This window comes from Flavobacterium sp. PL12, from assembly GCF_039123485.1.
Lineage (GTDB): Bacteria > Bacteroidota > Bacteroidia > Flavobacteriales > Flavobacteriaceae > Flavobacterium > Flavobacterium weaverense.
In genome coordinates this window covers 48,237-62,097 of sequence record NZ_JBANDI010000025.1, presented here as the reverse complement: position 1 = coordinate 62,097, position 13,861 = coordinate 48,237, and the positions used below count along the sequence as shown (strand labels likewise).

At 33.8% G+C, this 13,861-nt stretch carries 7 protein-coding genes; all 7 read left to right on the top strand.

Features of this window, described 5'->3' with window-relative positions; genetic code table 11:
• Positions 1-658 precede the first annotated feature (658 nt).
• The 7 genes from RCH19_RS12060 to RCH19_RS12030 all read left to right on the top strand — a co-directional run bounded on the left by RCH19_RS12060 (position 659) and on the right by RCH19_RS12030 (position 13,704).
• Complete coding sequence (locus RCH19_RS12060; RefSeq protein ID WP_343023435.1) at positions 659-1,774, top strand: FecR family protein; 1,116 nt, start codon at positions 659-661, stop codon at positions 1,772-1,774.
• Positions 1,775-1,915: 141 nt separating this feature from the next.
• The gene (locus tag RCH19_RS12055) at positions 1,916-5,482 is read left to right on the top strand and encodes a SusC/RagA family TonB-linked outer membrane protein (RefSeq protein ID WP_343023434.1); all 3,567 of its coding nucleotides are present in this window, start codon (positions 1,916-1,918) and stop codon (positions 5,480-5,482) included.
• Positions 5,483-5,492: 10 nt separating this feature from the next.
• Entirely contained in the window at positions 5,493-6,926 is a 1,434-nt protein-coding gene (locus RCH19_RS12050) for a SusD/RagB family nutrient-binding outer membrane lipoprotein (RefSeq protein ID WP_343023433.1), read from the top strand.
• Between the two features lie 71 nt (positions 6,927-6,997).
• Entirely contained in the window at positions 6,998-8,680 is a 1,683-nt protein-coding gene (gene ggt, locus RCH19_RS12045; protein WP_343023432.1) for a gamma-glutamyltransferase, read from the top strand.
• Between the two features lie 55 nt (positions 8,681-8,735).
• On the top strand, positions 8,736-9,818 hold the full coding sequence (locus RCH19_RS12040) for an alpha/beta fold hydrolase (protein ID WP_343023431.1): 1,083 nt from the start codon (positions 8,736-8,738) through the stop codon (positions 9,816-9,818).
• Positions 9,819-10,359: 541 nt separating this feature from the next.
• Entirely contained in the window at positions 10,360-11,832 is a 1,473-nt protein-coding gene (locus RCH19_RS12035; protein WP_343023430.1) for a hypothetical protein, read from the top strand.
• Between the two features lie 66 nt (positions 11,833-11,898).
• Positions 11,899-13,704, top strand: coding sequence for a cytochrome c peroxidase (locus RCH19_RS12030; protein ID WP_343023429.1), 1,806 nt, complete (start codon positions 11,899-11,901; stop codon positions 13,702-13,704).
• Positions 13,705-13,861: the final 157 nt, after the last annotated feature.

Genomic DNA, 13,861 nt, shown 5'->3' with positions numbered 1-13,861 from the left:
TTGATTAGTTCGCTGTAGGAATCTTGCATTTGCTATAATTTGGAATCACAAATATCTAGATTTTAATATTTCCCCACAACATTATGTATTGATCCTTTGTAAGCTTGAAAAGTTATTTTAGAAAAAAAGGGTATACAATTCGGTAACCATTTAAAATCTCGAGGTAACCACTTAAAAAAGTGCGATTACAAATATTTTTTCTCCTGAAAAATAAATTAAATTTAAACGCGGTAGTAACACCCAAAAAAACTATCTCACTCGGAAATTGAAAATTTTATAATTTTTTTTCAAATTCGTATATAAGTTATTGATGCACTGCAGTGTCAAACCATTGACTCATTAATTTAATTTCCATTCACAATTACTTTTCATTGTAAATTATTCCACTTAAAACTTTAAGTGTAGAACATCAATTTTCAGATTTTAAATAAAATCTCTCTGGATTTCTTTAAAAAAAACGAAACAAGAATTTTATTTAGTAGTACTATACTTAATTTAAGAATTTTCATCATTTCATTTACTCTAGACATTCATCTAAATAACTGCTTATATTCAAAGGCTTGACAGCTATTTTCTAGTTTTTTATAAAAAAAATCATAATTAAGTGAGTATATAACACTAAATAATTCCTCTTAGATAATGAAACCCATAGTGAAAAATGAACGAACGTAACAATTTTACTGAGCTTGAAGATTTCTTATCTAATGAATCATTTCGACAGTGGGTACGATACAATAATGACGAGCAAAAATGGGAAGAGTGGACTTTAGAAAATTCAGAACGCGCTAAATTAGTTCAAGAAGCGCGCGCTTTACTTCTAGCAATGAAAGTTCAGAAAGCAGATGAAAAAGCACTCAATGTTAACTCCGCTTTAAATACAACATGGAGCAAAATAAAAACTAAAGAAAATAACGATAGAAAAGTTAGAAAACTAATTTCAAAAATTTTCTACAATAGAACTCTTAAAATTGCAGTAGCGGCTTCTATTTTTGGAATTTTAGTTGGAAGCTTCTATCACAGAAATATTTATAAGGATAGTTCCTTGACTATTTATAGTTCGAGTATTATAGAAAATGATGAAGGTTTAGTTCAACAAACTAACAATTCAAAAAACGCACAAATAATTACGCTTTCTGACGGTAGTTCGGTGTTACTACAACCTAAAAGTAAACTGAGTTACCCTAAAACGTTTTTGAATAACGAGCGTCGCGTCTATCTTTCAGGTGAAGGGTTTTTTGAAATCAGTAAAGATAGCAGCAGGCCCTTTTTTGTTTGTGCTAATGAGATTGTTACTAAAGTTGTGGGAACCAGTTTTAAAATACGCGCTTATAATGATCAACCTAACATTGAAGTGGTAGTTCGCACAGGTAAAGTAAAAATAAGCTCAAATGAATCTAAAGCACAATTGAACAAGGACGAGATTATTTTGCTTCCAAATCAAGCTCTTCGCTTCACTAGAAAAAAATCAACATATGAGAAAATTACTGATATTACCACTGACAAATCGATACTTAAAAACGCAAATAGTATCGAGCAATTAAGTTTCAATTTTTCAGATACACCAATAAGTCAAATTTTAAAAACAATTGAACAAGCTTATTTAGTAGAAATAGATTTTCCTGAAGAGAAATTAAAAAATTGTCATTTAACCACGTCCTTAAATGATGAACCATTACCTGAAAAATTAAAAATTATCTGTAAAAGTCTTGGCAAAAACACAAGTTATCAAATGAATGGAAATCAAATAAATATTACATCAGAAGGATGTAACTAATATCTATGCCTATGTAAAAAGAAGAGCGACTAAGGTGATATACCATCTTTAAAGCACAAAAAAAATAAATTGTTCTCTGTAAAGTTCAGTTTATAAGTTCGCAATACCCGTTAAATAGTATTAATCAAACGAATTAAAATTATGAAAAAAACAGTCGTCAAACAACGATTACTACATCGAATTATGAAAGTAACATTCATTCAATTTGTTTTAGCATTTGCTTTTTCAACCCTTACCATGGCAAATAATGCTAGTGGACAAAAGAAGCTAGACACGAAGGTAACTATTGCCATTGAAAATTTGAGTTTAGAACGAACATTGTCTAAACTGGAAAAAGCAGCAAATGTAAAATTCTCGTACAACTCGAGAATTAGCCAGCTTTCTCAAAAAGTAACTGTAAATGCTACAGATGAAACTTTATCAAATATTTTAAGCGAACTTTTAAAACCGCTCGATATAGAGTACAGTGAAGTGAGTGATCAAATTGTATTACAAAACAACGCTCCCACTACAAAAGATCTTCAGCGACTACAGAATAAACAAGTAAGCGTTGAAAAATTAAATGCAGGACCAATTGTTAAAGGTAAAGTAGTTGATCAATCTGGAATTCCTCTACCTATGGCAACAGTTTTAGCTAAAGGAACAACAGTTAGTGTTTTGACTGACTTTAACGGTAATTTTACAATTGAAATGCCTGACAAAGTCACAAAACTAATTGTCTCTTACATTGGAATGCAGTCGCAGGAGGTAACTATTAAATCTACCGCTATGACAATTGTTTTAGTTGAAGAAGAGCAAAATTTAAAAGAAGTTGTGGTGACTGCTTTTGGAATTAAACGTAAAAAAAACTTACTGCCTTATGCCGCTCAGCAAATTAGCGGTGATGATTTAAATAAAACGAGACTTAACAATATTGCAAGCGGACTTTCAGGAAAAATTTCTGGATTACAAATTACACAGGGGAATTCTGTTGGAGGATCTGTAAATGTTGTAGTAAGGGGAAACAAATCATTATCAGGAAATAATCAAGCATTATTTGTTGTGGACGGTGTGCCTGTTGATAACTCTAATACTAATTCAGATTCTCAGAAATCAGGAGCAGGTGGTTATGACTATGGTAATGCTGCAGCAGATATAAACCCAGATGACATTCTTTCCATAAACGTACTAAAAGGTGCAGCAGCATCAGCATTATATGGTTCTAGAGCTGCAAATGGAGTAATTATGATTACCACTAAAAAGCCAAAGGCTGGTTTAGGAATCTCTATTACTAGTGGAGTAACTGTAGGTACAATTGATAAATCTACTTTTGTGAAATACCAACAAGAATATGGCGCAGGAAGATCAATTGCACAAGATAAAGACGGTTTCTTATTTTTTGATGCGAATGGCGACGGAACTAAAGATTTAGTGGTTCCTACTTTTGCACCTCGTTCTTGGGGTCCACGCTACAATCCAAATTTGATGGTTTATGACTGGGAATCTTTCGACCCCGCATCTCCAAATTATCAAAAGGCAAAACCTTGGACAGCACCGAAAAATGGACCTGATAGTTTTTATGAAACTGCTATTTCAACTAATCATAACATCATGATCGATGGATCAGTAGAAGATAAAGGATCTTTTAAAGTTGGATTCACTAGAAACGATGAAAGAGGTGCTTTGCCAAATAGTAGCGTTTTAAAAAACATCATAAATCTTGGCGCCAGCTATAATATTACAAATAAGATTGTTGTAAGCGGTTTAGCTAATTATTCTCAAGTAAATGGAAAAGGAAGGTATGGAACAGGTTACGACACGGGTCGTAACGTTAATAGTAATTTCCGCCACTTTAACCAGACTAACGTAGATGTTTTAGAATTAAAAGATGCATACTTTAGAAACAGAAAAAACATCACTTGGAACTGGGCAGATCCTACTAAACTTACCAATCTAGCTCCAGCATTTTCCGATAATCCGTACTGGGTTGTTTATGAAAATTATCAAAATGACACCAGAAATAGATTAATTGGAAATGTATCCGTTAATTATAAAATTACAGATTGGTTGGATCTTTTAGGTAGAGTGTCTTTAGATACGTACTCAGAAGCACAACAAGAAAGAAGAGCAGTGGGAAGTGCGGGAGTTTCATCTTATTCTAGATTTGATAGAAATTTTAATGAAACCAACTACGATTTACTTGCTACGGTTAATAAAAAGATAAACGAGGACTTTGGCTTTAGCGGATTAGCTGGAATAAATTTAAGAAGAAATACAATTTCTTCGATTTTCTCTCAAACTAATGGAGGATTAATAGTACCTAATCTTTACGCGGTATCAAATTCTAAAGGTATTATCCCTGCACCATTAGAATCATATCAGCCAAAAGCAGTTGATGGAGTCTTTGGTGGAGCAACTCTTACCTACAGAGATTTTCTAACTCTTGATGCAACATTACGTAGAGATAAATCCTCGACACTACCTGCAAATGCAAATGCTTATAATTATTATGCTATTTCAGGAAGTTATGTGTTTTACCATCATTTACAAGACGTGAGTTGGTTGTCTTCTGGAAAAATAAGAATGAATTATGCAACTGTTGGTAATGATGCAGCTTGGGGAAGTCTTAACGATGTTTACACGAAGCCAAATCCATTTGATAGCACTTTGCTTTTCTCTTTACCAAATACTAAAAACAACAGTGATCTAAAACCGGAAAGTACTGTTAGTAAAGAAATAGGATTAGAAATGTCCTTTTTCAATAATAGATTAGGCTTTGATGCATCGTATTATCACACGAATACTGTTGATCAAATTATTCCTGTAGCTACCTCAACTGCAATAGGATATTCAAGCAAATTTATAAATGCTGGTGATATCGAAAACAAAGGTGTTGAGTTATCATTATTTGCTACGCCAATAAAATTAGATAATTTTTCGTGGAATGTGAATTTAAACTTCACTAGAAATAGAAATAAAGTAATATCACTTTACAACGATAGTAAAAACCTTCAATTAGGAACTTTTCAAGGTGGAGTTAGTTTGAATGCTTCGATTGGTAAGCCTTATGGAGAGTTACAATCTGTAACGTATGAAATGTTAAATGGCGAAAGATTAATCAATGCAAACGGATTATATGCTTTTACATCGACAACTTCTAACGTTATCGGAAACGTAAATCCTGATTGGATAGGCGGTTTAAGTAATAGTTTCAAGTACAAAAATCTTACTTTAAGTTTCTTGATAGATGTTAAAAAAGGTGGTCAATTATTTTCTTTAGATACGTACTACGGAACAACTTCTGGTATTTTACCTGAGACAGTTGGATTAAACGATCTTGGAAATCCAAAACGTGATCCAGTTGCAAGTGGTGGTGGAATTATCTTGGCAGGAGTTACAGCAGATGGAAAACCTAATACTAAAAGAGTAACAATTGTATCAGGTACAAGTCAATATCGTCCACAGTCTGCTTTTGTTTATGATGCAAGTTTTGTAAAACTTAGAGAGTTGTCAATTTCTTATTCTCTGCCTAAAACTTTAGTTGCAAAAATGAAATCTATCAATGATATCGAATTTTCATTAACGGGTAGAAACCTATGGTTGATTCATAAAAATGTGCCTTATGCTGATCCAGAAGAAAATTTATCCTCAGGAAATATTTCAGGATATCAAAGTGGTTCGTACCCTACTGTACGTACTATTGGCTTAAATGTTAAAATCAAATTATAAACCAAGAATCATGAAAAAAAGATCCATAATTATAGTTCTTATAGGTATTCTAACAATAAGTGCCTGTACAGATGATATTACTCGTTTTAATGAGGAGACAAAACTTGCTAGCAATGTTCCCGCCGGAAGTTTATTTTCAAATGCTGTCAAATCATTATCAGACGGCTTAGCTTCGGCAAGTGTGAATGTAAATATTTTTAGACATTTCGTGAATCATTGGGCGCAAGCCGTTATTCAAGAAGAAGCTAATTTCAATTACATCACGCGATCTATTAACGATGCCTGGTGGACTCGCTTGTACCGAGATGTTCTAAATGACTTAAAAGAAAGTTCGAGAATTATAAATGCTGACGCCGCATTGAATGTAGCGCAAAAGGCAAATCAGTTAGCAATAATTGACATTATGCAGGTTTATACTTTTAATATTTTAGTAAATACCTACGGTGATGTTCCTTATACGCAATCGCTGGATGACCAACAGTTATTTCCAGTATATGATGATGCAAAAACAATCAACGCAGATTTAATGCAAAGATTAGACGCTGACATTGCTAAATTAAGCACTGCTGCACCTGGATTTAGTGCAACAGAAGACATCCTTTTTCAAGGCTCTATTGCTAAGTGGATTTCTTTTGCAAACTCTCTTCAAGTGCGTATGGCAATGACTATAGCTGATACTGACCTTGCAAAAGCTAAAGCTGCTTTTGAAAAAGCGGAGCCAAACGCTATTAACTCAACAGCTAATGACGCATTTATTAAATACTACAGCGCTACGCCTAATAATAATCCTTTATACGATCAATTGGTGTTAGCAAATCGTACTGATTACATTGCTGCAAAAGATTTAATGGATGTTCTTAACACTTTTTCAGATCCTAGAAAGCCTGGATTTTTTGGTGTAAATAATGTGGGAATGTACGTGGGTGGAATTATGGGTGCACCAAGTGATTACCCAAAAATGTCCAAACCAAGTGCACGCATAGCGGCGCCTAGCGCACCAAATACATTAATTGATTATGTAGAAATGGAGTTTTATAGAGCGGAAGCTAAAGAGCGTGGTTTTACAGTATCAGGAACTGCTGAGTTGCATTACAACAACGCCATTAAAACATCAGTAATTTATTGGGGTGGTACAAGTGTAGAGGCAGATACTTATTTGGCTAGAACTGATGTAGCTTATACTACTGCAACTGGCGGATGGAAGCAAAAAATAGGTTTTCAAAAATGGATTGCTTTATACAATCGCCCTTTTGAAGGTTGGTTAGAAGTGCGTAGATTAGATTTCCCTAAACTAACACTTCCTGTAAATCCTATTTCTGGATTTCCTAACCGATTGAAATATCCGTCAAATGAGCAACAACTAAATGGTTTAAATTACACTAGTGCTTCATCTAAAATTGGTGGAGACAAGAGTGAAACTAAATTATTCTGGGACATCTTTTAAAGAAAATTAATCTGTTAAGTCTATTTAATTTATAATAATTAGACTTAACAGATTTATTAAATAAAAAAACTATGAGAAAGTCGATACTTACATTATTCTTACTATCAACTACACTTTTGATTGCTCAAGACCGTTTAACAGGCAGAAATTTTGCTACACGATCTGAAGTAATTGGTCAACACGGTATGGTGGCATCCAGTCAACCACTAGCAACTCAAATAGGAATAGATATTCTAAAAAAGGGAGGTTCAGCAGTTGATGCAGCGATCGCTGTTAACGCTGCGTTAGGTTTAATGGAACCAACAGGTAGCGGAATAGGTGGTGATTTATTTGCAATTGTTTGGGATGCAAAAACTAAAAAACTGTACGGATTAAATGCTAGTGGACGTTCTCCAAAAGCACTTACCTTAGATTATTTCACTAAAAATAATATCACACACATTCCAGCTAGCGGACCTTTACCGGTATCGGTTCCAGGATGCGTTGACGGGTGGTTTGAATTGCATAAAAAATTTGGCAAAATTGCCATGAAGGATATTTTAAGTCCAACTATAAAATATGCAGAAGAAGGTTTTCCCACTACGGAGCTAATCGCTTATTATTTACAAGGTTCTATCAAAAGATATATGGGAATGTATCCAAATGTTAAGGAAACTTACACCGTTGATGGAAAGTTACCTCGAAAGGGAGATATAATTAAAAACCCATTTCTAGCCAATACTTATAAAAAAATTGCAGCAGGTGGAAGAGATGCATTTTATAAAGGAGACATCGCTAGAGAGAGTGCAAAGTTTATCCAAGAACAAGGTGGTTTTTTAGCTTATGAAGATTTTGCGGCTCATAAATCAGATTGGATTGAACCGGTTTCAACAAATTATAGAGGATATGATGTTTGGGAATTACCACCAAATGGTCAAGGGATAGCAACTTTGCAAATGTTGAATATTATTGAAGGATATGATTTTAGCAAAATTTCTTTCGGTAGTGCTGAACATTTACATATTGTAAATGAAGCTAAGAAACTAGTTTTTGAAGACAGAGCAAAATATTATGCAGATGCTGATTTCATGAAAGTTTCGGTCGCTGATTTATTATCAAAAGAGTACGCAAAAGAAAGAAGAGCTTTAATAAATCCAGATAAAGCTGGTGTATTCAAAGCTGGAAAAGAAAGTGATGGTGGTACCGTTTATTTAACCGTAGCGGATAAAGACGGCAATATGGTCTCTTTAATTCAAAGTAATTATAGAGGAATGGGATCTGGAATGGTTCCTCCTAAATTAGGATACATGTTGCAAAATAGAGGAGAGTGTTTTAACCTGACTACAGGGAATCCAAATTCTTACGCACCACAAAAAAGACCATTCCATACTATTATTCCAGGATTTGTTACAAAACAAGGAGTTCCATTTATGAGTTTTGGTGTGATGGGTGGTGATTTTCAACCACAAGGTCATCTGCAAGTATTGATGAATGTAATTGATTTTGGAATGAACCTTCAAGAAGCTGGAGATGCTCCTCGATTTGAACATGTCGGTTCCACTGACTTCACTGGCGAATTAGCTTTAGGAAAAGGAGAGATTTTAATTGAAAGTGGCTTTGATTTCGAATCTATAAAAACCTTGATTGGAAAAGGTCATAAAGTTGGATTTGGAGGATATTACGGAGGTTACCAAGCAATTATGTACGATCCTGTAAGGAAAGTATTTTTTGGAGCTTCGGAAAGTAGAAAGGATGGAGCTGCAGCTGGATATTAATTATCTGCATCATAATCATAGCAATACATGAAAGATTAAAACTCAAATAATATAAATGATGACCGATAAAAATATAGTAAAAGTACTCCTTTTCTTTTTTCTTGTTTTTGCTAGTAGCAACGCGCAAGAAAAATATCCTACACCAAAAGAAGGAGACTATAGAATTCAAAATTTCGAATTTAAAAGCGGAGAAAAAATGGAGAATTTAAAACTCCATTACACAACCTTAGGCAGTCCCACTAAAGACAAGAAAGGAAAGATAAATAATGCGGTATTAATCATGCACGGTACAACTGGAAGCGGAGCTAATTTTTTAAGTGATCAATTTGGAGGAAATTTATTTGGTAACGGCCAACTTCTTGATGCCACTAAATATTTTATTATCCTTACTGATGATATTGGTCATGGTAAGTCATCTAAACCGAGTGATGGTTTGAAAATGAAATTTCCAAAATACAATTACGATGATATGGTACTAGCTAATTATAAGCTGTTAACAGAACATTTAAAAGTAGACCACCTTCGATTAGTAATGGGAACATCTATGGGCGGAATGCACAGCTGGGTTTGGGGGTATACGTACCCAGATTTCATGGATGCAATAATGCCTTTAGCTAGTCTACCTGTTGAAATAGCTGGGAGAAATCGAATCCAGAGAAAAATGGCCATAAAGCTGATTGAAATGGATCCAGAATGGAAAGATGGTAATTATTTAGAACAACCTAAACAAGGTATGTCTGGCGCTATTCTCTCTCTAATGTTTATGACTAGTAGTCCATTGCAATGGCAAAAAAATGCTCCTACGCGAGAAACTGCAGAAGCAATGATGGAGAAAACATTAAATAGATACGCATCGATGCTTGATGCAAATGATTTAATTTATGCGTTCGATTCTTCTAGAGATTACAATCCGCAACCTCATCTATCGAAGATTAAAGCACCATTAGTTGCGATAAATTCAGCTGACGATCAAGTAAATCCACCAGAATTAGGATTGATGGAAAGAGAAATTAAAAATGTTAAGAATGGTACTTTTATATTATTACCTATCACAGACAAAACCTCTGGACATGGAACGCACTCTAATCCAAAAATTTGGGGAGCTTATTTAGAGCAGTTGCTTCAAGAATCAAAATAGTGAAGATCCTTTCTTTATTAAATATCAGAGTTTAGAAATTAAACTAAGAGGAACTTACTTTTCATGACTTTAAAGAGTTTTGAATTAGTAAAAAAAATACTGCAAAGTCAAAAAATGCAATAAAGTAAAGCCTTTCGCTTATTGACTTAACTCATGATTTTTTATTGAGGGAACTTTTACTAAAAGACTATCAGAAATGATAGTCTTTTTTTTTGCAGCAAAGGATTAGAAATCTGATTGCAACTCATCCTTATGTTATTTCAATAAACACAATTCTTTATTAATGGTTTATTCTAAAAAGACGTAAAGTAATTTTTACGTAATCTAAATTCTAAAAAGCTGAAGAAAAACCTAATACGCTAGCTCTCAAATAAATTTAGTTTTATTAATGGGTTTCGCCATAATTTCATTTACCTTAATTTAACTTCTTAACTGTAGCATCACCTCTACTTAACAAAATGGTCACAATTTGAATAATCTCCTTTAACTTGCTTACCATTTCTTCACTGTTTCTTTGTCAAAATAATTAAAAACAAGAAGCATGAAAATTAACTACCTGAAACAACTCGGAATTTTATCTATCGCTAGTTTAGCTGTTGTAAGTTGTCAAAATGATAACGACGAGAAAAAATCCAACTCTTTAATTGATTTTAACACCTCATCAATGCCCGCTTTAGTAGTTGCTAAAGAAGGGTTTGAAAATCTAAAAATAAGTTCATTAATTAGTAGTACAGATGTATTGTCTGAATCTCCTTCTTTCGTGTACGGAGCACAACCTGATGGCGCTGGATTTATGAAAGATCCTAATGGAGATGGATACATGATGATTACTAATCACGAAATACTGAAATCTGTTTCCAGAGTTTATTTCGATAAAACTTTAAAACCAATAAAAGGAGATTATATCGTTGATGGAATTGGTGGAATGACCAGATTATGTTCGGCTACTTTAGCTACTCCAGCAATCCACGGATTTGGACCTATATTTTTAACTGCAGGAGAAAGCGGTGAGGAAAGCATGGTTCATGGAATCGACCCTTTTAGCTTAAGCAGTCAAAAAAGTAGAAAGGACCGTGTTTTACCTGCTTTAGGAAAAGCTAGTATGGAAAATGCTGTACCGCTAACTAAAGCAGCTTACGCTGGAAAAACAGTAATTATTATTGGCGAAGACCAAGGATATTCGACAGGACACAATAGTGCTGGACAAGTAATAATGTATGTAAGTGAAGTTGTAGGAGATCTTAATAATGGAAAATTGTATGCATTAAAAAGAAATGACGGTGTACAAACCGAAACTACAATGACGGTAGGAAATTCATTTGATGTTTCTTTTGTGGAGATTCCAAATGCTAAAAACTTAACTGGAGCAGCAATAAATACAACAGTAAATAATTTAGGAGCGATTCGTTTTTCAAGAGTGGAAGATGTCGATTATAGAAAAGGTTCTGCTAAAAATAACCGTGAAATCTATTTCACAGCTACTGGTCAATCTAGCGGAAACAATCCTGTAGCAGGTTATACTATGTGGGGAAGAGTGTATAGATTAGTTCTAGACGACAAAAATCCTTTAATAGGAAAAATAGAATTAGTTGTTGAAGGCGATTCTACGCCAGGAACTGGTATCATAAACCCAGATAACATTTGTGTAACTGAGAATTATGTTTACATACAAGAAGATGGTGATTCTTACTATGCAGATGCAAAACACGATTCGTACATCTGGCAATATAACATTGCTACAAAAGCAAACAAACCTTGGATGACAATGAATCATAAAAGAGATGATGCTGTCTGGAACGCAACTTACAATCAATCTGGCACAACTAAATTAGGTAGTTGGGAATATGGTGCAATGGAAGATATCTCTGATGTGATAGGTGTTCCAAATACATTTATCTTAAACATTCACCCACATACTTGGCAAAAAGATGCTTTTAAAAATCCTGATGGAAGCGGTGTCAACACTAACAAAGAAGGTGGACAAACCGTACTTATTAGAAATGTTCAAAAATAATTTTAGAATTAATTTATTCCAAAGCAACCTACTACAGGTTGTTTTGGTTTATATAATAGCCTCATAATGAAATCTCTGTGTAACCACACCAAAAACATAATTCTTACTATTCTACTTGCTCTTGCTGTAACTATAGTAGGTTGTAAAAAAGAATATAAATCATTGACTGTACAACAATCATTGCTAACTGATGTTGAAAAATTAGAGCAAAAAATAAATGATTTTCAGGCAGTTGCAGAGCAAGAAACAGAACAAGAAAAACTACATCAAGCTTTTACTAATGCTCGAATGGCCTACAAAAAAATGGAATGGGCTGTAGAATATTTCTGTCCAGATCCCGCTCGCTTTATAAACGGACCAGCGCTTGACGAACTAGAAGTAGCTGAAAATAAATTTCTTCCTCCTAATGGATTCCAAGTAATTGAAGAACTGATTTATCCAAAATATGATCTACAAAACAAAGCTGATTTAGTTAGGGAAATAAAGATGATAAAGGCGAATCTGAATCAAGTGAGACAAACTTTTACCGTCATCACCATTTCTGATGATTATGTTTTAGATGCTTTAAAAATGCAAGTCAATAGAATACTGGCACTTGGAATTACTGGTTTTGATTCTCCTATTGCATTACAATCCATTCCAGAAACGGAGACGAGCTTAATTGCTTTAGGTAATTCAATTAGCATTTTGGAATACAAAGATGAAGTAAGTAAAAAATTAGTTGAATTATGTTCTGAAGCGGCGAAATACTGCCGAAGCAACTATGATTTTAATGCTTTTGAAAGAGTTCACTTTATCAAGAATTTTCTAAATCCTATTAGCAGTAATTTAATTGCTTTTCAACAAAAAAACAAAATTAAAGCTATTGATAAAAACAGCGTGGTCAATCCAAATGTTATAACAATTTTCGAAAAAGATGCTTTTGATGTCAATGCTTTTACTCCTTCAAAAGAATATAAATATACTCCCGAAAAAGTAGCTTTAGGTAAACAACTTTTTAATGATAATTCCTTTTCGAAAGAAAAGAGTAGAAGTTGCGCTTCCTGCCACAATCCAGAAATGGCATTTACAGATAATCTAAAAACAAACACCTCTTTAAAAGGTGGGAACTTGTCTCGCAACACACCAACTTTGACTTACGCATCTTTACAAAATGCTCAATTTTGGGATATGCGACAACTGGATTTAGAAAAACAAAGTAGCGATGTAATCCAGAATAAAGAAGAAATGCATGGCAATCTCTCTAGTATCGCTGCATTTTTAAGCAAAGACGAAGCGTACAACAAGTTATTTATGAACGCATTTCCAAAATCAAAAAAAGTTGAAGAGTGGCACGTGCAAAATGCTCTTGCAAGTTACGTTCGATCTTTAAACGCTTTCGATAGTAAATTTGATACTTACATGCGTGGCGAATCGAATGATTTTACAACTCAAGAAAAACTAGGTTTTAATGTTTTTGCAGGTAAAGGAAAATGCGCAACCTGTCATTTCATTCCGCTTTTTAATGGTACAGTTCCGCCAAAATTTAATAAAACAGAACATGAGATTATTGGAACTCCAGAGCATAAAAACAATTTAAAAATAAGTTCTGATATGGGAAGGTATGTACAACATGAAATGCCGCAGCTCAAAAACGCTTTCAAAACACCAACTCTAAGAAATGTAGCGTTAACAGCGCCTTACATGCACAATGGAGTTTTTTCTACCTTAGAGGAAGTTATTGATTTTTACAACAAAGGTGGAGGAGTTGGATCTGGAATAACCGTTGAAAACCAAACTTTACCATCAGATGAATTGAATCTTTCTCAAAAAGAGATAAAAGCACTTATTGCCTTTATGAATACCTTAACGGATCAGAAATACCTTGATTAATATATAAGTGAAATTTTTTGTTTTGATTAGTGGTTGCTTCTCTTATTCATTTGAGAAGTTTTTTTAGAGACTGTCCAAAATGGATAGTCTCTTTTTTTTGTATAAAAAGCTTAATTTTCACCTTAACTTTTTAAATTCTATCACATAAAGTTTTAAA

Bases quoted from the DNA above. Each gene is read 5' to 3' on its own strand.
- RCH19_RS12060 (WP_343023435.1), top strand. From the start codon at position 659: ATGAACGAACGTAACAATTTTACTGAGCTTGAAGATTTCTTATCTAAT.
- RCH19_RS12055 (WP_343023434.1), top strand. From the start codon at position 1,916: ATGAAAAAAACAGTCGTCAAACAACGATTACTACATCGAATTATGAAA.
- RCH19_RS12050 (WP_343023433.1), top strand. From the start codon at position 5,493: ATGAAAAAAAGATCCATAATTATAGTTCTTATAGGTATTCTAACAATA.
- ggt (WP_343023432.1), top strand. From the start codon at position 6,998: ATGAGAAAGTCGATACTTACATTATTCTTACTATCAACTACACTTTTG.
- RCH19_RS12040 (WP_343023431.1), top strand. From the start codon at position 8,736: ATGATGACCGATAAAAATATAGTAAAAGTACTCCTTTTCTTTTTTCTT.
- RCH19_RS12035 (WP_343023430.1), top strand. From the start codon at position 10,360: ATGAAAATTAACTACCTGAAACAACTCGGAATTTTATCTATCGCTAGT.
- RCH19_RS12030 (WP_343023429.1), top strand. From the start codon at position 11,899: ATGAAATCTCTGTGTAACCACACCAAAAACATAATTCTTACTATTCTA.